Below are 19,603 nucleotides of genomic sequence, written 5' to 3'. Positions count from 1 at the left end.
GCCCTCGACGACGACGCGGCGCCGGGAGGGCGCGGGTCAGGGCGCGCGCTGCAGGCGGACCGCGATGTACTCCCGGCCCGGCAGGTCGATCCGGAAACGGCCGGCGTAGGTGCCGGGCAGGCGCTCGACGGTCATGCCCCAGGTGTCGAGCACGTCGACCGTGTACGACACGTCGGGCTCGAGGAGGAAGCGGCGGTAGGTCGGGCGGTCGAAGCCGAAGTAGTAGAGGTAGTACTCGCCCTCGACGCCGGCGCGCGGGACGTCCCAGTCGAGCGGGATCGGCTCGAGGCCGTTCGCCGGCCCCGCCGCCAGCACTGACTCGAGGAACGCGATGCGCGCGGGGCTCGTGCCGTGCAGCTCGCCGCCCTTCGACCACCAGAGCACGTCGTCGGGGTGCACGTAGGTCTCGCCGTGGCCGACGTAGCCGCCGCGCAGCGCGCCCTCCCAGAAGCGGCGCACCAGCTCCTCGCCGGTGATGTTGCCCCAGCCCTGGTCGATGTCGCCCTCGTAGGCGCACTCGTCGACGACGACCGGCTTGCCCCAGCGCCGCCACTCCGTGGTCGACTCGGCGGTCTTGTAGACGTCCTGCCGCTGGATGCTCGCGTGCGTGATCCACGGCCGGGAGTAGTCGTAGAAGTCGCGGCAGTTGTGGATCGAGAGCAGGTGCCGCGAGGGGTCGTCCTCGGCCACGATCGCGGCGAAGCGCTCCCAGTCCTCCTCCGTCTTCTCGAAGAGCAGGTCGTACTCGTTCGCGAGCGACCACCAGACGTTCGCGAAGGAGGCGAGGCGCGCGACCGCGTAGCGGACGTAGCGGTCGTCGGCGACGGGGTCCATCGTCGAGAAGCCCCAGCGGTCGTAGGCGTGGAAGAGGATCAGGTCGGCCTCGATGCCCAGCTCGGCCAGCTGCTCGATGCGGTGCTCGAGGTGCGCCCAGAAGACCGGCGACGGGCGCCGGTGGTCGAACCCCTCCTCGGGCGACCCCTCGAACGGGTAGAGCACCGGCTCGTTCTCGTTGAAGAGGTACGACTTCGGGAACACGCCCATCCGGATCTTCGTGAAGGGCGCGTCGGCGAGCGTCGCGAGGGTCTGCTCCTCCAGCGCGTCGCCCTGGTGGGTCCACGCGTACGAGGTGGTGCCGAGCGGGCGGTGCCGGGTGCCGTCCGCATGCGCGAAGTGGAACGTGTCGGCGACCCGCACCGGCCCGTGCCGGCCCTCGAGGGGAGGCGTCACCGTGAAGGCTCCGGTGATCCCATCGAGCGAGCGCGCGGTGCTCGAGGTGGTCCAGGCGTGCTCCCCCGGCTCCTCGGGCATCCAGCGGAGGCGGAACACCCCGGCGCCGTCGTAGAAGCCCGGCACGCGCACGGCTCCGCCCGGCCCGTCGACGATCGCCGACAGGGCGACGTCGACGAACGGGTTGCCGTGCGACGGGCCGCGCAGCTCGAGCTCGAACCGCTCGTAGGCCGGCACCGACGACGGCGCGACGACCGCGGCCGAGCCGAGGTCCACCTCCGCCGGCTCGTACGACGCCGAGGGGGCGACGAACTGCTCCTGCTCGCGCAGCGGAGGAGCCTCCTCCGTCGGGATCGCCGCGATCTCGCCCAGCAGCGCCTCGCGGCCAGCGGCGTCGAGCGACTCCTCGGTGTCGACGACGAGCCCGACGGGGTAGCTGTGCAGCGTGTGCAGGATGGAGGAGTGGGCGAGCCCCGGGAGGTGGCGCTCGACGATCTCGTGCCCGCGGGGGTCGCGGAGGACCTCGAACAGGCGGGTCTCGCGCGAGAAGCGCTCGGTGATCGCGGTGACGTGCGACACGGTCAGCCCTTCACGGCGCCGGCGAAGGCGCCCTCGACGAAGTAGCGCTGGAACATCAGGTAGACGATCAGCACGGGGAACACGGACATGATGGTGAAGGCGTTGAGCGGCCCGTACGAGCTGGTGAACTGCGACTGGAAGCCCTGCAGGGCGAGCGGGATCGTCCACGACTCCTGGCTCTGCAGCAGGGCGAGCGCGATGGAGTACTCGTTCCAGGTCGAGACGAAGTCGAGGATGAACAGCGCGGCGAGCGCCGGGCGGGCCAGCGGCAGGATGATCGTGAGGAACAGGCGCCAGTTGCCGGCGCCGTCGATCCGCGCGCTCTCGTCGATCTCCTCCGGGATCTGCCGGAAGAAGCCGTAGAGGATGAAGGTCTGGTACGGCAGGCCGAAAGCGATGTACGGCAGGATGATGCCGACGTTGCTGCTCAGCAGGTTCAGCCCGTTCATCACCTGGAAGAGCGGCGCGATCGCGACCTGGATGGGCACCATCGCCCCGAGCGCGATGACGCCCATCAGGAGGCGCTGGCGCCGGAACCGCATCCGGGCCAGCGCGAAGGCCGCGGCCGCCGAGATGAAGAGCCCGACGGGCACCTTGATCAGCGCGATCATCAGGCTGTTCCCACCCGCGGTGAGCAGGTTGCCGCGGTCGAGCGCCTCGACGTAGTTGCCGAAGTCGGGCGACCAGGGCGGCACGAAGGCCGGGGTGCTGAAGATGTCGGCCTCGCTCTTGAGCGAGGTGAAGACCATGAAGATGAGCGGGACGGCCCAGATCAGGACCGCGAAGACGAGGGCGATCCAGAGTCCGAGGCGGACGAAGTCGCGGCCGCCGACGGGCCGGCGCTCGCGCTTCGGCGGATCGATCAGGCCCGGGCTGCTCGTCGGGATGCTCGTGACGGTCATGCGTTCTTCTCCTGACGCGCGGTCCACACCATGTAGGGGACGACGATGACGAGGGTGATCACGAGCAGGACCGTCGCGATGGCGTTGCCCTGGCCGTACTCGTGGTTGTTGAAGGACTGCTGGAACGACCACAGCGCGAGCACCTGCGTCTGCTGGGCGGGGCCGCCTCCGGTCATGCCGACGATCAGGTCGAACACCTTGATCGAGTTGATGATCGTCAGCACCACGACGACGACGGTGGTCGGCCGCAGCGCCGGCAGGGTGACGTTGCGGAACACCTGCCAGGCGTTCGCCCCGTCGAGCTTCGCGGCCTCGACGTGGTCGGGCGAGACGCTCTGGAGCCCGGCGAGGAACAGCACCATGTTGGTGCCCGCGATCTGCCAGACGAATGCCGCGAAGATCGAGTACAGCGCGAGGTTCTTGTCGCCCAGCCACTGCACCTCGGCGAGCCAGGGCAGGTTGAAGAGCTGTGCGAGGTTGACGCCGATCCCGTAGTTCGGGTTGTACATCCAGCGCCACATGTTCGCGATGGCGATCGGAGCGAGCACCCCGGGGATGTAGAAGAGGGAGCGGAAGGCGTTCCGCCCGAAGAGCGGCCGGTTCAGCGCCAGCGCCATCACCAGGCCGAGGCCGACCGGGATGACGAGCGACAGCAGCACCCAGATGATCGTGTTCGAGAACGCGGTCCAGAAGACCGGGTCCTGCGTGAAGATCCGGATGTAGTTCTGGAGGCCCACGAAGACCTGGGGCGCTCCCTGGAAGCCGGTCCACTCGTAGAAGCTCAGCCGCACCGACTCGAGCGAGGGGCCGACGACGAAGACGAGGTAGGCGGCGAGCGCCGGGGCGAGGAACGGGAGCGCGGCGAGGAAGCCGGTGCCGCCGAAGCGGGCGAGGGCTCGGCGTCGCTTCAGGCGCTGCCGGGCGGGGGTGGATGTCGTCATGTCGGACCTCTCTGGCATCGCGAGGGCGGAGGGGTCGGGAGCGCGGCCCCTCCGCCCGTCGCCGACTACTGCTGGTCGATGAACTTCTGGAACTCGGAGCCGGCCTCGGACGGGTCGAGCTCGCCGGTCGCGACGAGGTTCTGGATGCGCCAGTACTCGGTGGTCTGCGACTGCGACAGGTTCTGGTCGTTGTTCATGTAGACGCCGGTGGCCGCCTCCGTGATCGGGCCCCAGAGCGCGTCGAACTCGCTCTGGCCCTCGGGGGTGACGTCGACGTTGACCGAGCGGCTGCCGAAGGTCGCGATGAACTTCTGCTGCGCCTCGGGAGACGTGAGGTAGTCGAGGAACTTCGCGGCCTCGGCAGGGTGCTCGGAGTTCGCCGAGATGTAGTTGTTCTCGTTGAAGCCGTAGATGCGGTCGGTGCCCGTGGGGAAGGCGAAGATGCCGACCGAGTCCTCGCTCATGCCCGCGTCGCGGATCTGCTGGTTGAACCAGTCGCCCTCGATCGCCATGGCGGCCTTGCCGCTGAAGAAGAGCGAGCCCGACTCGTCGTTGTTGATCGAGATGAAGCCGTCGTTGACGTAGTCCTTCGTCCAGGTCGCGAACTCGGTGAAGGTGTCGGTGACGCACGACTCGTCGGCCCAGCTCGCCTCGCCCGTGACGAGCGCCTGGTAGCCGTCGGCGCCGCACTCGGTCTCGAGGAGGCTGTCGAGCAGGCGCATCAGGTGCCAGTTGACGGTGCCGCCGAACTCGAACGGGGTGATCCCTGCGTCCTTCAGCTTCCCGGCATCCTCGACGAGCTCGTCGTAAGTGGTGGGGGCGGCGTCGATGCCGGCCTGCTCGAAGAGGTCCTTGTTGTAGAAGACCGCCTCGGTGCGCTGGGTGTAGGGCACTCCGTCGTAGCCGCCGTACTGGGTGACGGTCGACATCGTGGTCTCGGAGAAGCGATCGGCCCAGCCGTACTCGTCGTAGTACTCCTTCAGGTCGAGGCTGGCTCCGGCGTCGATGAACTCGCCGCCGAGGCCCGGCCCGGCCCACGAGAAGAAGATGTCGGGGGCGCCGCTGGTGCCGAGGGTCGTGCGCAGCGCGTCCTTGTGGGCGTCGACCGCGCGCTGCTCGACCTTGACGGAGATGTCGGGGTTGGCGGCCTCGAAGTCGCTGACGATCTCGGTGATCGTGGCGTTGGCCGAGTCGGCCGATTCGGTGAGCTTGAACCAGGTGAGCTCGGTCGTGCCTCCGGAGTCGCCGCCGGCCGAGGAGCAGCCGGCGAGACCGGCGAGGAGGAGGGCGCCCGTGGCGAAGGCCAGGGAGCGGGTCGCATTTCGGGTCAGAGCACGCATCGTCGCGTCCTTTCGCTGCGCGAGGTCGCGGGCAGCGCGACATCGACGTCGGATCCGCCGGGGCCGATTCGCATGGAGCCCGGCGGTGGATGAGGGATACGTTATCGATAACACATTGGGGCGGCAATGCGCCCAACCGGTTGATAGGTCACGATCGGGTAACAGCCATCGCGCTCAGTAGAGTGAGCCGGGCGATCACCGAGGAGCAACGATGACGAGCCTCCCCTCCCCCCGCGCGCGGCCGAGCATGGCCGACGTCGGCCGTCGCGCCGAGGTCTCGGCGCAGACCGTCTCGCGCTTCTTCACGGGCGGCTACGTCGCTCCGGCGACCCGGGTGCGCATCGAGGCCGCGATCGCCGATCTCGGCTACCGGCACAACCGCGTCGCCCGCAACCTCCGCGTCCAGAGCACCGACACCGTCGGGTTCCTCGCGATGGGACCGCTCAACTACGGCCACTCCGAACTGCTCACCGGCGTCAGCCGCGCCGCGCGGGCCGAGGGGCTCTCGCTGATCACGGCGCTGCTCGAGGTCGACCCGCACGAGCCGAGCGCGCGGCTCGAGATGCTGCACGCGGTCGACAAGCTGCTGTCGTTCCAGGTCGACGGCATCATCGTCGGCACGCCGTACGAAGGGCTCGACGAGCTCGTCGACTACATCTCCGCCTCGGTGCCGGTCGTCACGAGGTCGGAGCACGCGGGACCCTCCGAGGACTCGACCTACGCCGACTCGTACGGCGCGGGCTACCTCGGCACCCGCCACCTCCTGGAACTCGGGCACCGGCGGATCCTCCACGTCGCCGGCCCCGGCAACCGCAACGAGGCCGTCGACCGCGAGCGCGGCTACCTCGCGGCACTCGAGGAGGCGGGGGTCGCGCCGCTCGAGGTGCTGCGGTGCCGAGAGTGGGACGCGGGCTCCGGCGCCGAGCAGGGCCGCCTCGCCGACCCGGAGTCGTTCACCGCGGTCTCGGCCGCGAACGACCAGATCGCGCTGGGGTTCCTGCGCGCGATGGCGGAGCGGGGTCGGTTCGCTCCCGAGGACTACTCGATCGTCGGAGTCGACGACATGCCCGAGTCCGAGTACTTCTCGCCACCGCTGACGACCATGCACCTCGACCACCAGTTCCTGGGCGAGAAGGCGCTGCGGATGCTCGCCGCGAGGATCCGCACCGGCGAGCGCCAGGAGCGCACGGCGGTCTCGGCGCGCCTGGTCCTCCGGGAATCGACGGGACCGGTGGCGACCGCCTGACCCGGGGCTGCTCGCGCCCGTGCCCTATCGTTACCGCTAACACCGTCGAGACGCGGGCGAGCGGAGGCATCGATGACGAGCGGACCCTCGCGGGCGGCGACCATCTACGACGTCGCGCGGAGGGCGGGCGTCTCGCACCAGACGGTCTCGCGCTTCCTCACCGGCACCGGTGGCATCCGCCCCGCCAACCGGGTCAGGGTCGAAGAGGCTCTGCGCGCGCTCAACTACCGGACCAACACCACGGCCCGATCCCTCGCCACCCGCCGCACGCACCGCCTCGGCGCGCTCGTGCACGAGCTGTCGGGCACGGGGCCGGGCAAGACGATGCAGGGCGCGAGCGACGCCGCCCGCCGCGCCGGCTACTCCCTCGACATCGTGAGCGTCGACGCCCTGGACGGCGCCGAGCTCGACGACGCCCTGGCCACGCTGGGCAGCCGCGATCTCGAGGGCGTCCTGGCGACCGCCCCGACAGACGCTGTCCATGAGGCGCTGCAGGCGCTCGACCTGCCCCTCCCGATCCACATCGACCGGGGCGGCCGGCGCGACGGCGGCGCGTCTGCGGTGGGCACCAGGCTCGCCGTCTCGCACCTCCTGGAGCTGGGTCATCGCAGGATCGCGCACCTCGCCGGACCCGAGCTCTGGATCTCGGCGCAGGACCGCTCGCGCGCCTACGAGCAGTCCCTGCGCGAGGCGGGGCTGCCCGCGCTCCCGCTCGTGCACGGGGACTGGTCCTCCCGATCCGGCTACGCCGCGGCACCGCTGCTGTGCAGCGACCCCCAGGTGACGGCCGTCGTCGCCGCGAACGACCGCATGGCGCTCGGGCTCCTGCTCTGGCTGCACGACAACGACCGGAGGATCCCGGAGGACGTCAGCGTCGTCGGCTTCGACGACATCGCGGAGGCCGAGTTCTTCCATCCGCCCCTCACCACGATCAAGCAGGACTTCGACGCGATGGGTCGCGCGGCCGTTCTGACGCTGATCGCGCTGGTCGAGGACTCGAGCCGGGCCGAGAGCGTCGAGTACCCGGAGCCGCAGCTGGTCGTGCGGGCATCGACGGCGCGGCCCGCCTGACACTGCGCTCCGGCAGACGCCCACGATTTCGTGACCGGTAACGATTCACTCTTGCGCCGAGCCGGAGTCGGTCTTACGGTGATCCTGTCGCACTGATCGTTACCGGTAACGAATTCCGGGGACGGCGACTGATCACCCTCTGCAGAGCCGCAGAGGATCGACGTTGGGATGAAGACTCCGATGAGAACGATGAAGTTCCGCAGACCTCTCGCTGCCCTGACCGCCCTCGCCGCCGCCGCTCTCCTCGCGGGCTGCACCGGCGCGACCGACTCGTCATCGGGAGGCGGAGTCGACGCCGAAGGGCCGGTCACACTCGAGTACTGGTCGTGGGCGCCCAACATCGAGAAGATCGTCGATGTCTGGAACCAGGCCAACCCCGACATCCAGGTGGAGGTGAACACATCCACCGGCGGCGCGGAGATCGTCGCGAAGCTCAGCGCGGCGAAGCAGGCCGGAACGCTGCCGGACCTGTCGAACACCACCTACGAGAACCTGCCCAACCTGATCACGAGCGAGATCGCCTCCGATGTGACCTCGATCATGGGCGACCGGGAGGCCGAGACGGCCGGCCCGGCCTGGGAGCTGACGACGTTCGACGAGGTGAACTACGCCGTCCCCCAGGGCACGGCTCCGATGTTCCTCTACTACCGCACCGACATCTTCGAGGCGAACGGCCTCACCGCCCCGACCACCTGGGACGAGTACGCCGACGCCGCCAGGGCCCTGCACGCCGCCGACCCGACGAAGTACCTCGCGACGTTCCCCGCGAACGACGCCCAGCTCTTCGCCGGGCTCAGCCAGCAGGCCGGCGCCGAGTGGTGGAGCCAGGAGGACGGCACCTGGACGGTCGCCATCGACGACCCCGCCTCGCAGAAGGTCGCCGACTACTGGCAGGGCCTCGTCGACGACGGCAGCCTCGCGACGTTCAAGACCTTCACCCCCGAGTGGCAGGCCGCCCTCGCCGACGGCACACTGGCCAGCTGGCTGGGCGCGGTGTGGACCCCGCCGCTGCTTCAGAACAACGCACCCGACACCATCGGCAAGTGGGCCGCCGTGCCGATCCCGCAGTGGACCCCGTCCGACCCCAGCTCGGGAGTGCTGGGCGGCAGCGGCACCATCGTGACCACGGGCTCCGACCACCCCGAGCAGGCGAAGGAGTTCGCGCTCTGGCTGAACACCTCGACCGAGGCCCTCGAGGCCTACATCGAGTACGCCAGCATCTGGCCCGCGTCCCTCGCCGGGCGCGAACTGCCCGAGCTGCAGGCCGCTCCCGCCCTCCTGCCCGAGCAGACCGACTTCTACGCGACCGCCGACGAGATCGACCAGATCACCGCATCGGTGACCTGGGGGCCGAACGTCTCGGTCGCCTACGACGCGTTCAACAACGCCTTCAGTGCCGCCGTCAACGAGAAGGGCAGCTTCGCGGAGGCTCTCGCGAGCGTCCAGGACGCGACCGTCGCCGACCTCGAGAAGTCCGGCTACGACGTCGCCGAGTAGTGCTCCGGGGTCCCGCACTCCGCGGGGCCCCGTCCGTCCGTCTCGAACAGTGAGGTTCTCATGACGACCACCGCCGCGCCCCGCACCGGGCGCCCCTCGACCCTCGCCCCTCGAGCGGCGCCCTGGTTCTTCGTCGCTCCCGCGGTGATCCTCGCCGTCGCCCTCCTCGCCCTCCCGCTGCTGTACACGGTCTGGCTCAGCTTCCGCGGCAGCACGGTCAGCGGCAGCGGACTGGGAGTCAAGAAGGAGACCTTCGTCGGCTTCGACAACTACGCGCGGACCCTGTCGGACCCTGCGCTCTGGGCCGGCTTCGGCCGGATGCTGACCTACGCGCTGCTCTCGGTCCCGGTCACGATGATCCTCGCGCTGGTGTTCGCGCTCCTGCTCGACAACCTGTCGACCCGCTTCGGCCGGTTCTCGCGGATCGCGATCTTCGTCCCGTACGCGGTGCCCGGCGTGATCGCCGCACTGATGTGGGGGTTCCTCTACCTGCCCGGAGTGAGCCCGTTCGTCGATGCGGCGACCGCTCTCGGGTTGCCCGCACCGGTCTTCCTCGGCCCCGACTCCGTCTTCTTCTCGGTCGCCAACATCGCGATCTGGGGGTCCGTCGGCTTCAACATGGTGATCCTGTACACCTCGCTGCGCGGCCTCCCCGCCGAGATCTACGACGCCGCCCGCATCGACGGCTGCTCCGAGCGGCAGCTCGCCCTGCGCATCAAGCTCCCGCTGATCGTGCCGGGCGTCATCATGACGGGGCTCTTCTCCGTCATCGGCGCCCTGCAGGTCTTCTCGGAGCCCAACACGCTCGTGACCCTCACCACGGTGATCGGATCGGACTGGGTGCCGATGATGCTCATCTACCGCGACGCCTTCGTGACCAACGACCTGTTCTCGGCCTCCGCGACCTCGGTCGTGGTCACCCTCCTCACCCTCATCGCCTCGCTCGGCCTGCTGCGGTTCCTGCAGTCGCGCGCCTTCGGAGAAGACTGACCATGACCGACACCCTCACGAAGCTGCCTCCCGTCGTCGAAGACCCGCAGAGCGCCGCCCGGTCGGTCCGCTCCCGCCGCCGCGGTCCCACGATCACTCGGCCGCGAGCCGCCTTCTGGCCGACCGCGGTCCTGCTCATCGGAGCCGTGTACTGCCTCCTGCCCGTCTTCTGGCTCTTCACGGCCGCGACCAAGCGCTCGGGCGAGCTGTTCACCACCTTCTCGCTCTGGCCGAGCTTCACCGGCGGATTCCAGGAGAACTTCGCCCTGCTGCTCGGAGTGGGCAACGGCGCGTTCTGGTCCTGGTGCCTCAACAGCCTGATCTTCGCCGGCGGCGGCGGGCTGCTCGGCACCGCCGTCTCGGCTCTCGCCGGTTACGGCCTCGCGAAGTACTCGTTCCGCGGGAAGAAGCTCGTCTTCGACTTCCTGCTGATCGGGGTGCTCATCCCCGGGGTGATCCTCGCGATCCCGCAGTACCTGCTGCTGTCCTCGATCGGGATCGCCGGCACCTACTGGTCGGTGCTGCTGCCGTGCATGATCAGCCCGTTCAGCATCTACCTGTGCCGGATCTACGCGACGGCGGTGGTGCCCACCGAGATGCTCGAGGCGGGCCGCATCGATGGGGCGAGCGAGTGGCGGATCTTCTCGCGGATCGCCGTGTACCCGATGGTGCCCGGGCTCATCACCGTGTTCCTCCTGCACTTCGTCGGCATCTGGAACAACTTCCTGCTGCCGTTCATCATGCTCTCGCGCACCGAGACGTTCCCTCTGACGGTCGGCTTCTACTCGCTGATGAACCAGGGGAACGACCAGCCCAACACCTACAACGTCGTGATCATGGGCTGCCTCGTCTCGACGATCCCGCTCATCGCGCTCTTCCTCTTCCTGCAGCGCTACTGGCGCCTCGACCTCGTCAGCGGATCCCTCAAGGGCTGACGCCCTCCTCCTCCGCACGCCACCACCATCGAAAAGGATCGACATGACCACCACGGACACCGCGCCCGCGACCATCGAGACCGGCGCCACCCTCCCCGACGGCGGCTGGCCCGTCATGCTCACGCCGTTCCGCCAGGACCGGTCGCTCGACTTCGAGCAGGTCGATGCGCTGACGGACTGGCTGATCGACAACGGAGCCGCCGGCATCTTCACCGTCGCGCTCTCGAGCGAGATGTACGACCTCACCGAGGAGGAGCGGCTCGCCCTCGCGCGCCGCGTGGTCGACCGCTCGGCCGGCCGGGTCCCCGTCGTGGCCTCCTCCGTCTCCGCCGGGAGCCCGGAGGAGCAGGCGGCGTCGGCCGCGGCGATGGCCGCGACAGGGGTCGACGCGGTCGTGCTCATCTCCTCCCTCGTCGGGGGGCTGACCACCACCGAGGAGGAGTGGCGCGCCACCGTCCAGCACATCCTCGACGCGGTCCCCGGCGTCGACTTCGGGATCTACGAGTGCCCGGTGCCGTTCAAGCGGCTGCCCTCGACCGAGAACGTCGCCTGGATGGCCGGGACGGGACGGTTCGTCTTCTACAAGGACACCTCGCACTCGCTCGACACCATGTCGGAACGGCTCGAGGCGATCCGCGGCACGCGGATGAAGCTCTACAACGCGCAGATCTCGTCGCTGACGGACTCGCTCCGCCTCGGAGCCGCCGGGCTCAGCGGCTACGCCGCCAACATCTACCCGGAGCACGTCGCCTGGCTCTGCGAGCACTACGACGACCAGCCCGCCGAGACCGCCGTCGCCGTGCAGCGCCTCCTGACGGTGGCCGAGCACACGATCAACTCGCGCTACCCCACCTCGGCGAAGTACTACCTCCGCCACAGCTCCCGCCTGGCGATCGAGCCGATCAGCCGCTGGAAGCCGGAGGGGATCGGGGCGCACGAGGGTGCGCCGCTGCTGGAGCTCGCCGCGTACATCCGCGACCTCGGGCTGCCCGCCAGTGCGCGGGTGGACGGCGCCCGCTAGGTGATCGTCGGGGCCTACCCGTCGGCGCCGGAGAGGGCACGGCTCGATGCGGCGGCCTTCGACGCCTTCCACGAGCGGATCGCGCTCGTCACCGGGTGCTCGGGGTTCGAGATCCCCTTCGGCAGCGCCTTCGTCCCGGACGAGGAGGCGCTGCTGCGGCTGCTCCGCCGCGCCGGGACCCACGCCCTGACCCTGCTGCCGGCGGTCCTCGAGCGCGGGATCGGCCTGGCCGATCCCGTCGAGGATCGGCGGGTCGCCGCGGTCGCCCTGACGCGGCGGGCCGGCGATGCCGCACTGGCGCTGAACGACCGGGAGCAGCGGGCGGTGATCGACACCGTCCTGATCCACTCGGCCCCGCGGGCGACGCGAGCGACAGCCGCGTCCGCCCGAGCAGCGTTCGCGCGGAGTCTCTCCGAGATCGCGAGACGGGACCTCCCCGGCGTGCGGATCGTCGTCGAGCACTGCGACTCCTTCGAGGGGCCGGACCCGGTGAAGGGGTTCCTCGACCTGCCGACCGAGATCGATCTCGCCCAGCGGCACGGGTTCGGAACCGCGATCAACTGGGCGCGCTCCTATCTCGAGACGCGGAGCCTCGACGGCCCTGCTGAGCACGCGCGTCGCGCCCGCCAGACCGGCACGCTCGCCGTACTCGGGGTGTCGGGAGTCAGTGACGTGGCGACGACTCTCGGACCCGCGTTCAGCGACAACCACGCTCCCGTCCGGATCGCGCGCGCCGGGCGGGCGGTCTCCAGCGCGAGCCTCCTGGAGGCCGACGTGCTGGAGAGGTTCCTCGGAGTGGACCCGGACATCCGGGTCATCACGAAGATCGCGGGCGGAGAGCTCGGGCTCGCAGACTCGGTCGCGGCGGTCCGAGCGGCTCTGGACCGGACGCGCCGCGCGGTCTCCCGGTGAGCACGGCTCCGGCGCCCCGCCGCTCACTTCCCTCGTCCCTGCCCCGAACGACGCCACCTGGAGAAGACGCATGACCTACATCCCCTCCGCCGACCGCTACGACCGCATGACCTACCACCCCACCGGCCGCAGCGGTCTCAAGCTGCCCGCCCTCTCGCTCGGCCTCTGGCACAACTTCGGGGCCACGAAGCCCCTCGAGGGCCAGCGGGAGATCGTGCGGCGCGCGTTCGACCTCGGCATCACGCACTTCGACCTCGCCAACAACTACGGGCCGCCGTACGGCTCCGCCGAGTCGTCCTTCGGACGCGTCCTCGCCGAGGACCTGCGGCCGTACCGCGACGAGATCCTGATCTCGACCAAGGCCGGCTACGACATGTGGCCCGGCCCCTACGGAGACTTCGGCTCCCGGAAGTACCTGCTCTCCTCCCTCGACCAGAGCCTCGGGCGCCTCGGCGTCGAGTACGTCGACGTCTTCTACTCGCACCGTCCCGACCCGGAGACCCCGATCGAGGAGACCAGGGGCGCGCTCGCGAGCGCGATCCAGCAGGGGAAGGCTCTGTACGCGGGAGTCTCGAACTACTCCCCGGAGCAGACCCTCGCCGCGCGCGACGCCCTGGCCGCGCACGGGGTGCCCCTCCTGATCCACCAGCCCCGCTACTCGATGCTCGACCGCCGACCCGAGGAGTCGGGCCTGCTCGACCTCGTCGAGCGGGAAGGCGTCGGCGCCATCGTCTTCTCCCCCCTCGAGCAGGGGCTGCTCACCGACCGCTACCTCTCGGGCGACATCCCGCCGGACTCGCGCGCCGCGGTCGGGCACTTCCTGAAGCCCGGAGCGATCGAGGGCGACTACCACCGGATGATCGCGCGCCTCAAGGACGTCGCCGACGGGCGCGGCCAGAGCATCGCCCAGCTCGCGCTGAGCTGGGTCCTGCGCTCGACGGCCGTCACCTCGGCGATCATCGAAGCGTCGAGCGTGCAGCAGCTCGAGCAGAACGCCGGCGCCCTCGACGCGGCTCCCCTCGAGGACGCGGACCTCGCGGCGATCGAGGAGGCTCTGCAGCACTGACGCCCGCGGCCCCGGGCCGGCCGAGGAGCAGGACGACCAGAGGATCCTCCAGGAGGACCGTGGTCGCCCTGCTGGGGAGCGACGCCGTCCGGCCGTACGGTCGAGGGGTGTCGAGAGCAGAGCAGACCTCCGGATCCATCACCATCGACTCGACGTCGGTCAGGCGCGTCGGGCAGCCGTGGTTCCCCGTGATGGGCGAGTACCACTTCAGCCGCGACCGGTCCGAGCGCTGGCCGCACGAGCTCCGGAAGATCCGCGCCGGCGGGATCGATGTGGTCGCGACCTACGTGCTCTGGATGCTGCACGAGGAGACCCGCGGCGAGCGCCGCTTCGACGGCCACCTCGATCTGCGCCGGTTCGTCGAGGAGGCGCGGCGCGCCGGCCTCTCGGTGATGCTCCGGATCGGGCCCTGGGCCCACGGCGAGGCGCGCCACGGCGGGTTCCCCGACTGGCTGCAGAGCCTGCCGATCCGGCACCGCACCAACGACCCCGCGTACCTCGACCTGGTCGAGGGCTGGTTCCGCGGCATCGCGCAGCAGCTGAGCGGCCTGTTCCGCGACTCCGACCACCCCTCGGCGCCGATCGTGGGCATCCAGGTCGACAACGAGCTCTACGACCAGCCCGAGCACCTCGCGCGCCTGCGCGACCTGGCCGAGGGCGTCGGCATGGCGGCCCCGCTCTGGGTCGCGACGGGCTGGGGAGGCGCGCAGCTGCCGCTGGACCGGGTCGCGCCGGTCTATGCGGGCTACTCGGACGGCTTCTGGGAGGAGGCGGACGTGGAGTGGCCCGCCTTCGGGCGGATGCACTTCGAGTACTCGACGGTGCGCGACGACCTGTCCGTCGGCGCCGACGTCCGCGGCGACTCGGCGCCGGTCGAGCCGGTCGCGGAGGACCACCGCTACCCGTTCCTGACCTGCGAGCTCGGCGGCGGCATGACGACCGCCTACCACCGCCGCCCGCTGGTCGACGGCGAGGACGTCGCCGCGCTCGCGCTGACCAAGCTGGGCAGCGGCTCGGCGTGGCAGGGCTACTACCTCTACCACGGCACCACCCAGGTCACGGGGGCGGGCGGCGCGGGCACCCAGGAGTCGCACGACAGCGACTACCCCAACGACATGCCGCGCAAGGACTACGACTTCTTCGCGCCGATCGGGGCGGCCGGGACGCTGCGCCCGCACTACCACCTGCTGCGGCGGCAGCACCTGTTCCTCGAGCGCTGGGGCGCCGAGCTGACCGGCCTGCCGGTGACGGTCGGCGATCCGGAGGAGACGGGCGTCCGCTGGGCGACGCGGGCGGACGCGCGCGGCGGCTACGTCTTCGTGACGAACCGCCAGCCGGCCGCCGCGCCGCTGCCGACGGCGGAGGGCGTGCGCCTCCCGGTCGCGATCGGCGACGACGTGACGCTGCTGCCCACGGAGCCTGTGGCCGTACCGGCGGGCGCGTTCTTCGTCTGGCCCGTGCGGCGGCCCTTCGGCTCGGTGGCCGCCGTCTCGGCCACCGCGCAGCCGATCACCGAGATCGGCGACGGCTCGCAGACCGTCGTGGTCCTCACGGCGACCGAGGGCATCCCGGTCGAGCTCGAGCTCGAGACGACCGCGGTCGTCGAGGGCGCCTCCCGCAGCGCCGCGGGCGGGCGCTGGCGGCCCGACCGCGCTCCGGGGATCGACTGCGTCGTCACCGTCGGCGGCACCCGCTTCGTGATCCTCGACGACGCCTCCGCCTCCCGGCTCTGGCGCGTCGAGGTCGCCGGCGAGCCGGTGCTCGTGCTGTTCGAAGGCGGAGTGACGGTGGACGGGCAACGGATCGTGCTCGAGCGCTGGAGCGCCTGGGCGGAGGTCTCGATCCTGCGCGCGGCGGAGCTCGCCTTCGAGACCCTCGAGCTCCCCGCATACGACCCGATCCGCGAGCTGCCCGTCACGGTCGTCCGGGCCGACTCCTCCCCCGCTCCGGAGCGACGGGGCGGCTCGATGGGGCGCCTCTCGGCACCGCTGGACAGCGACTTCGAGGACGCGGCCGTCGTCGAGATCCCGATCGCGGATCTCGACCCGGACGCCGCGACGGTGCTGGTGCTCGAGTGGAGCGGCGACGTCGCGCGCCTCGAGATCGACGGCGTGCTCGTCGCCGACCAGTTCTGGTCGGGCCGGAGCTGGGAGATCGACCTGGCGCCCTGGCGCGAGGCCCTCGCCTCGTCGGTCGTGCGGGTGCGGATCCTGCCGTGGCGCGAGGACTCCGGCGTCTTCCTCGACGCCCGCGTCCGCGATCGGCGCGTCCCCGGCCGGGCGAGCATCGACTCCGCGCACCTGCTCACCGCCCCTCGCCACCGCCTCGACCTCGGCGGGCCGCCGCGCGCGTGAGCCTGGCAGGCTGGAGGGCATGAGCGCCTTCCCCGACCAGGACGCGGCGACCGCCTACGGGGCCGGTCTGCTGCGCGGCGAGCGGACTCGCCTCCGCCCCGCCACCGAGCACGACCTCGCCGCGATCGACGCCTGGTGGAACGACCCCGAGCAGGCCGTGCTGCAGCACACGACGGTGCTGCCGCGACCGGCCGGGGTCGCGGCGGAGGCGCTGCGCGGCTGGAGCGCGAACGCGACGGCCGGCGCGGTCGGCTTCGCGATCGTCGAGCTCGCCGACGAGTCGCTCGCCGGTCACGTGACGCTCTACGGAGGCGCCCTCCCGCAGCGCTGCGCGACCCTCGCGATCATCCTCGGGCCGCACGCGGTCGGCCGCGGACTCGGGCCGGACGCGGTGGCGACGACCGTCGACTACGGCTTCGGCGAGCTGGGTCTGCACCGGATCGAGCTCGGCACCGCGGCGTTCAACACCCGCGCGCGGGCCGCGTACCGGCGGGCGGGCTTCACCGAGGAGGGGCGGCGGCGGGAGGCGGTCTTCCACGCGGGCGCGTTCCACGACGAGGTGCTGATGTCGGTCCTCGCGCACGAGCGACGCGCATGAACGACGACGAGCTGCTGCTCCGGCTGCCCAAGACCGAGCTGCACTGCCACTTCGCGTCGACGATGTCCGCGGCGCACCTGATCACGGCGGCCGAGCGGTACGGCGTCGCCCTCCCCTCCACCGACCCCGCGACGCTGTTCGACTTCGCCGATCTACGGGAGTTCCTGGTCGCCTTCCGCGCCGCGCACCGCGTGCTGCGGACCCCGGCCGATCTCGCGACCGTCGCCTACGACGGCGTGCGCGCGGCCGCCGCGCAGGGCCTGCGCTACCGGGAGTACGCGATCGATCCGCAGTACTTCGCGGACCGGCAATTCCTGGGCTGGAGCGGGCTCGGCTACGCGGAGCTGCTCGACCCGATCCTCGACGGGCTGCGCGCGGCCGAGACCGACCTGGGCGTCGGCTTCGGGATCGTCGTCGCCGTCAACCGCCGCGACTCGGCGGCGAGCGCCGTCGAGCTCGTCGAGCAGATCCGCGCGCATCCCCGCGGCGAGGTGCTCGCGCTCGGCATGGACGATCTGACGCCCGAGGGCACGGAGGATCCCGCGCGGTTCGCGGAGGCGTTCGCGCTCGCCCGCCGCTCGGGTCTGGCGCTGACGGCTCACGTCGGCGAGACCGACCGCTCCGAGCCCGACTCCGTCCGCATCGCCCTGGACGAACTGCGGGTCGACCGGATCGATCACGGCTACCGGATCCTCGACGACCCCGACCTCGTCGCGCGGGCCCGCGACTCCGGGATCGGCTTCACCACGACTCCGATCTCGACCACGATCTGCTCGGGCTGGACGCTCGACCCCTCGCACCGCATCGCCGCGATGGTGCGCGCGGGCCTGCGGGTGACGGTCTCGACCGACGACGCGGTGTTCTTCCGCACCGACATCGGGCGCGAGTACCGCGAGGCGCTGCCCGCGCTCGGGCTGAGCGTCGACGACGCCTGCACGATCGCGCTGAACGGCGTGGAGGCCGCGTTCTGCCCGCCGGAGCAGAAGGCGCGGCTGCGCGCGGAGTTCGAGGCGGCGATCGCCGAGCTGAGGTCGAAGGAGCCGCGCAACTGAGGCTGAAACCGGCCGATCCCCGGATCTCGAGCGGATCCGCCGGCTCAGCCTTATTCGCGCGCCTCGGCCAGCCGCGCCAGCAGGTCGGCGTGCCCTCGCCGGCGCACCGCGTCGACGCCCGCGTCGTCCTCGATCGAGATCAGCAGGATCTCGAGCCCGCGCCACAGCGCGACGATCTCGCGCGCGGCGACCTGCACCTCGTCGTCGGGCACCCCTGACTCGGCGAGCGCCCGGCGCAGCTCGGGCTGCAGGAACTCGTCGAACCGCGCGCGCATCTCCCGCCACTCCTCGGCCTGCTCGAACGCCGCGAGTCCGAAGACCTGGAAGAACAGCCGGAGGAAGGGGCGGTTCGCCGAGGAGGCGAGCGCCTCCCACGAGTGGTCCAGCCGCTCCCCCAGGGTCCGGTCGGCCACCAGCAGCTCGTCGGCAGCGCGCTGCATGTCCGGGAACCGGCGGGCCGCGACGACCATCGCCTCGGACAGCAGGGCGGCGCGCGAGCCGAAGTAGTAGAGCAGCATCCGGTTGTTCGAGTCGGCGGCCCGGGCGAGGCTGCGCAGGGAGACCGTCGCGACCCCGTTCTCGAGGACGTGGTCGACGATGCGCTCGAGGAGCTGGGTGCGCCTCGTCGGTTCGGTGGTCATGCTCCTCGTCCCCTCGGGCCTGCTGAGCCGGGCGCCAGCGTAACCGCTGCGCGGGGATTCGACGAACCTGGTGTATCCATGTCGGGTGAGGGCGGTCGAGAGCCTCCGCCGCATCGAGGACGGGACGACATGGGTCAGGCGCGCAGGAAGGTCACCCTCGAATCGGTGGCGGCGCACGCCGGAGTGTCGCTGAAGACCGCCTCCAACGCGGTCAACGGCACGGGCCGGATGGCCGAGGAGACGCGGACGCGGGTGCGCGCCTCGGTCGACGAGCTCGGCTACACGGTCAACGTCGCCGCGCGCAATCTGACCCGGGGCCGCACGGACGCGGTCTCGCTGGCCGTGCCGACGCTGAAGGCGGTGTACCTGGCCGAGCTCGCGGAGGCGGTGATCGAGACCGCGCGCGACATGGACCTCGCCGTCTACGTGACCACCTACCCCGACGACGGCGGCGACGGCTCGCGGCGGCTGCTGCAGCGCTTCAACGCGCAGCTCACCGACGGCCTGCTGCTCTCGCTCTCGGAGCACGAGACCCTCGACCGCTCGGCCCTCGACGTCGCGTACCCGCTGGTCTGCCTGGGCACGCGGAGCACCTTCGACCTCGCCGACCGGGTGACGACCGACGACGTCGCCGACGCGCGGGCCGCCACCGCGCACCTGCTCGAGCGGGGCAGCACGTCGATCGCGGTGCTCGGGGCGCACGCGCCCTTCGACGCCGGAGTGATCGGCTCGGCCACGGAGGGGAACGCCGAGCTGCGGCTGCGCGGAGTCATCGAGGAGCTGGCGGCGGCGGGGCGGACGCTCGATCCCCGCCTGATCGGCGTCACCGGCTACGACTGGACGATCGGCTCGGGCTTCCGCGTCGCCCGCGATCTCGTCCAGGGCGGCGTCCGCTTCGACGGGCTGGTCTGCTTCAACGACGTCCTCGCCACGGGCGCGGTCTCGGCGCTGCGCGAGGGCGGGCTCCGCCTCCCGGAGGACGTGCAGGTGGTCGGCTTCGACAACATCGAGGAGTCGGCGTTCCTGACGCCGCCGCTCACCTCGATGGACTCGCGGATCGACTGGATCGCCCGCACCGCGCTCGAGCGGCTGGTCGCCCGCATCGATCGGGTCGACACCGCGCCGACAACGCTGTTCGCCCGCTCGCGGGTCATCGCGCGCGGCACGACGCGCTGAGGCGGGAAAGCGCTTCTTGCCAAGTCGGCGTCGCCGGGTCTAGATTCACCTC

The 19,603-nt window shown here is 71.0% G+C and carries 17 protein-coding genes; 12 read left to right on the top strand and 5 right to left on the bottom strand.

Translation table 11 applies throughout. The features are described 5' to 3' along the window. Window positions 1-36 precede the first annotated feature (36 nt). The 4 genes from GRS92_RS09220 to GRS92_RS09205 form a co-directional block, all read right to left on the bottom strand. Window positions 37-1,809 (bottom strand): DUF5605 domain-containing protein, encoded by a 1,773-nt coding sequence (locus tag GRS92_RS09220; RefSeq protein ID WP_235021901.1) that lies wholly within the window; start codon window positions 1,807-1,809, stop codon window positions 37-39. Between the two features lie 2 nt (window positions 1,810-1,811). Next, complete coding sequence (locus tag GRS92_RS09215; protein WP_159855478.1) at window positions 1,812-2,711, bottom strand: carbohydrate ABC transporter permease; 900 nt, start codon at window positions 2,709-2,711, stop codon at window positions 1,812-1,814. Then, window positions 2,708-3,652: a carbohydrate ABC transporter permease gene (locus GRS92_RS09210; protein WP_159855476.1), complete on the bottom strand. Its 945-nt coding sequence runs from the start codon at window positions 3,650-3,652 to the stop codon at window positions 2,708-2,710. Before GRS92_RS09210 ends, GRS92_RS09215 begins: the two co-directional genes overlap by 4 nt. A 65-nt stretch (window positions 3,653-3,717) precedes the next feature. Beyond that, complete coding sequence (locus GRS92_RS09205) at window positions 3,718-4,992, bottom strand: ABC transporter substrate-binding protein (RefSeq protein WP_159855474.1); 1,275 nt, start codon at window positions 4,990-4,992, stop codon at window positions 3,718-3,720. A 211-nt stretch (window positions 4,993-5,203) separates the two neighbouring features. On the opposite strand from GRS92_RS09205, the gene GRS92_RS09200 reads away from it, so the two are divergent. The 11 genes from GRS92_RS09200 to add all read left to right on the top strand — a co-directional run bounded on the left by GRS92_RS09200 (window position 5,204) and on the right by add (window position 17,734). Then, window positions 5,204-6,238, top strand: a complete 1,035-nt coding sequence (locus GRS92_RS09200; RefSeq protein ID WP_159855472.1) for a LacI family DNA-binding transcriptional regulator — start codon at window positions 5,204-5,206, stop codon at window positions 6,236-6,238. Between the two features lie 72 nt (window positions 6,239-6,310). Next, window positions 6,311-7,309, top strand: coding sequence for a LacI family DNA-binding transcriptional regulator (locus GRS92_RS09195; protein ID WP_159855470.1), 999 nt, complete (start codon window positions 6,311-6,313; stop codon window positions 7,307-7,309). 189 nt (window positions 7,310-7,498) lie between these two features. Beyond that, window positions 7,499-8,806 carry an ABC transporter substrate-binding protein gene (locus tag GRS92_RS09190; protein WP_159855468.1) on the top strand — a complete coding sequence of 436 codons (1,308 nt, stop codon included), beginning with the start codon at window positions 7,499-7,501 and terminating at the stop codon, window positions 8,804-8,806. Window positions 8,807-8,866: 60 nt separating this feature from the next. Further along, window positions 8,867-9,796, top strand: coding sequence for a carbohydrate ABC transporter permease (locus GRS92_RS09185; RefSeq protein ID WP_159855466.1), 930 nt, complete (start codon window positions 8,867-8,869; stop codon window positions 9,794-9,796). Between the two features lie 2 nt (window positions 9,797-9,798). After that, the gene (locus GRS92_RS09180; RefSeq protein WP_159855464.1) at window positions 9,799-10,731 is read left to right on the top strand and encodes a carbohydrate ABC transporter permease; all 933 of its coding nucleotides are present in this window, start codon (window positions 9,799-9,801) and stop codon (window positions 10,729-10,731) included. A gap of 43 nt (window positions 10,732-10,774) precedes the next feature. Next, window positions 10,775-11,752 (top strand): dihydrodipicolinate synthase family protein, encoded by a 978-nt coding sequence (locus tag GRS92_RS09175; RefSeq protein WP_159855462.1) that lies wholly within the window; start codon window positions 10,775-10,777, stop codon window positions 11,750-11,752. After that, window positions 11,753-12,664, top strand: a complete 912-nt coding sequence (locus GRS92_RS09170; protein WP_159855460.1) for a DUF4862 family protein — start codon at window positions 11,753-11,755, stop codon at window positions 12,662-12,664. A gap of 70 nt (window positions 12,665-12,734) precedes the next feature. After that, window positions 12,735-13,730, top strand: a complete 996-nt coding sequence (locus GRS92_RS09165) for an aldo/keto reductase (protein ID WP_159855458.1) — start codon at window positions 12,735-12,737, stop codon at window positions 13,728-13,730. Between the two features lie 107 nt (window positions 13,731-13,837). Next, window positions 13,838-16,084 carry a beta-galactosidase gene (locus GRS92_RS09160; protein WP_159855456.1) on the top strand — a complete coding sequence of 749 codons (2,247 nt, stop codon included), beginning with the start codon at window positions 13,838-13,840 and terminating at the stop codon, window positions 16,082-16,084. 19 nt (window positions 16,085-16,103) lie between these two features. Beyond that, entirely contained in the window at window positions 16,104-16,682 is a 579-nt protein-coding gene (locus GRS92_RS09155; protein WP_159855454.1) for a GNAT family N-acetyltransferase, read from the top strand. Beyond that, window positions 16,679-17,734 (top strand): adenosine deaminase, encoded by a 1,056-nt coding sequence (gene add / locus GRS92_RS09150; RefSeq protein ID WP_159855452.1) that lies wholly within the window; start codon window positions 16,679-16,681, stop codon window positions 17,732-17,734. Before GRS92_RS09155 ends, add begins: the two co-directional genes overlap by 4 nt. Before the next feature lie 50 nt (window positions 17,735-17,784). On the opposite strand, the gene GRS92_RS09145 is transcribed toward add, so the two are convergent. Next, window positions 17,785-18,375 carry a hypothetical protein gene (locus GRS92_RS09145; RefSeq protein ID WP_159855450.1) on the bottom strand — a complete coding sequence of 197 codons (591 nt, stop codon included), beginning with the start codon at window positions 18,373-18,375 and terminating at the stop codon, window positions 17,785-17,787. 129 nt (window positions 18,376-18,504) lie between these two features. Between GRS92_RS09145 and GRS92_RS09140 the strand changes: the two genes are divergently transcribed. After that, window positions 18,505-19,551 (top strand): LacI family DNA-binding transcriptional regulator, encoded by a 1,047-nt coding sequence (locus tag GRS92_RS09140; RefSeq protein ID WP_159855448.1) that lies wholly within the window; start codon window positions 18,505-18,507, stop codon window positions 19,549-19,551. The last annotated feature ends 52 nt before the right edge of the window (window positions 19,552-19,603 follow it).

Origin of the sequence: Rathayibacter sp. VKM Ac-2754 (assembly GCF_009807095.1) — a bacterium.
Taxonomy (GTDB): Bacteria; Actinomycetota; Actinomycetes; order Actinomycetales; family Microbacteriaceae; genus Rathayibacter.
Note: the sequence above shows the minus strand (reverse complement) of the source record. Positions and strands in the feature narration are given on the sequence as shown.

Excerpts from the sequence above, each read along its gene's own strand:
- GRS92_RS09175 (WP_159855462.1), top strand. The coding sequence starts at position 10,775 with ATGACCACCACGGACACCGCGCCCGCGACCATCGAGACCGGCGCCACC.
- GRS92_RS09210 (WP_159855476.1), bottom strand. The coding sequence starts at position 3,652 with ATGACGACATCCACCCCCGCCCGGCAGCGCCTGAAGCGACGCCGAGCC.
- GRS92_RS09205 (WP_159855474.1), bottom strand. The coding sequence starts at position 4,992 with ATGCGTGCTCTGACCCGAAATGCGACCCGCTCCCTGGCCTTCGCCACG.
- GRS92_RS09195 (WP_159855470.1), top strand. The coding sequence starts at position 6,311 with ATGACGAGCGGACCCTCGCGGGCGGCGACCATCTACGACGTCGCGCGG.
- GRS92_RS09200 (WP_159855472.1), top strand. The coding sequence starts at position 5,204 with ATGACGAGCCTCCCCTCCCCCCGCGCGCGGCCGAGCATGGCCGACGTC.
- GRS92_RS09215 (WP_159855478.1), bottom strand. The coding sequence starts at position 2,711 with ATGACCGTCACGAGCATCCCGACGAGCAGCCCGGGCCTGATCGATCCG.
- GRS92_RS09185 (WP_159855466.1), top strand. The coding sequence starts at position 8,867 with ATGACGACCACCGCCGCGCCCCGCACCGGGCGCCCCTCGACCCTCGCC.
- GRS92_RS09190 (WP_159855468.1), top strand. The coding sequence starts at position 7,499 with ATGAAGTTCCGCAGACCTCTCGCTGCCCTGACCGCCCTCGCCGCCGCC.
- GRS92_RS09140 (WP_159855448.1), top strand. The coding sequence starts at position 18,505 with ATGGGTCAGGCGCGCAGGAAGGTCACCCTCGAATCGGTGGCGGCGCAC.
- GRS92_RS09180 (WP_159855464.1), top strand. The coding sequence starts at position 9,799 with ATGACCGACACCCTCACGAAGCTGCCTCCCGTCGTCGAAGACCCGCAG.
- GRS92_RS09155 (WP_159855454.1), top strand. The coding sequence starts at position 16,104 with ATGAGCGCCTTCCCCGACCAGGACGCGGCGACCGCCTACGGGGCCGGT.
- GRS92_RS09165 (WP_159855458.1), top strand. The coding sequence starts at position 12,735 with ATGACCTACATCCCCTCCGCCGACCGCTACGACCGCATGACCTACCAC.
- GRS92_RS09145 (WP_159855450.1), bottom strand. The coding sequence starts at position 18,375 with ATGACCACCGAACCGACGAGGCGCACCCAGCTCCTCGAGCGCATCGTC.
- add (WP_159855452.1), top strand. The coding sequence starts at position 16,679 with ATGAACGACGACGAGCTGCTGCTCCGGCTGCCCAAGACCGAGCTGCAC.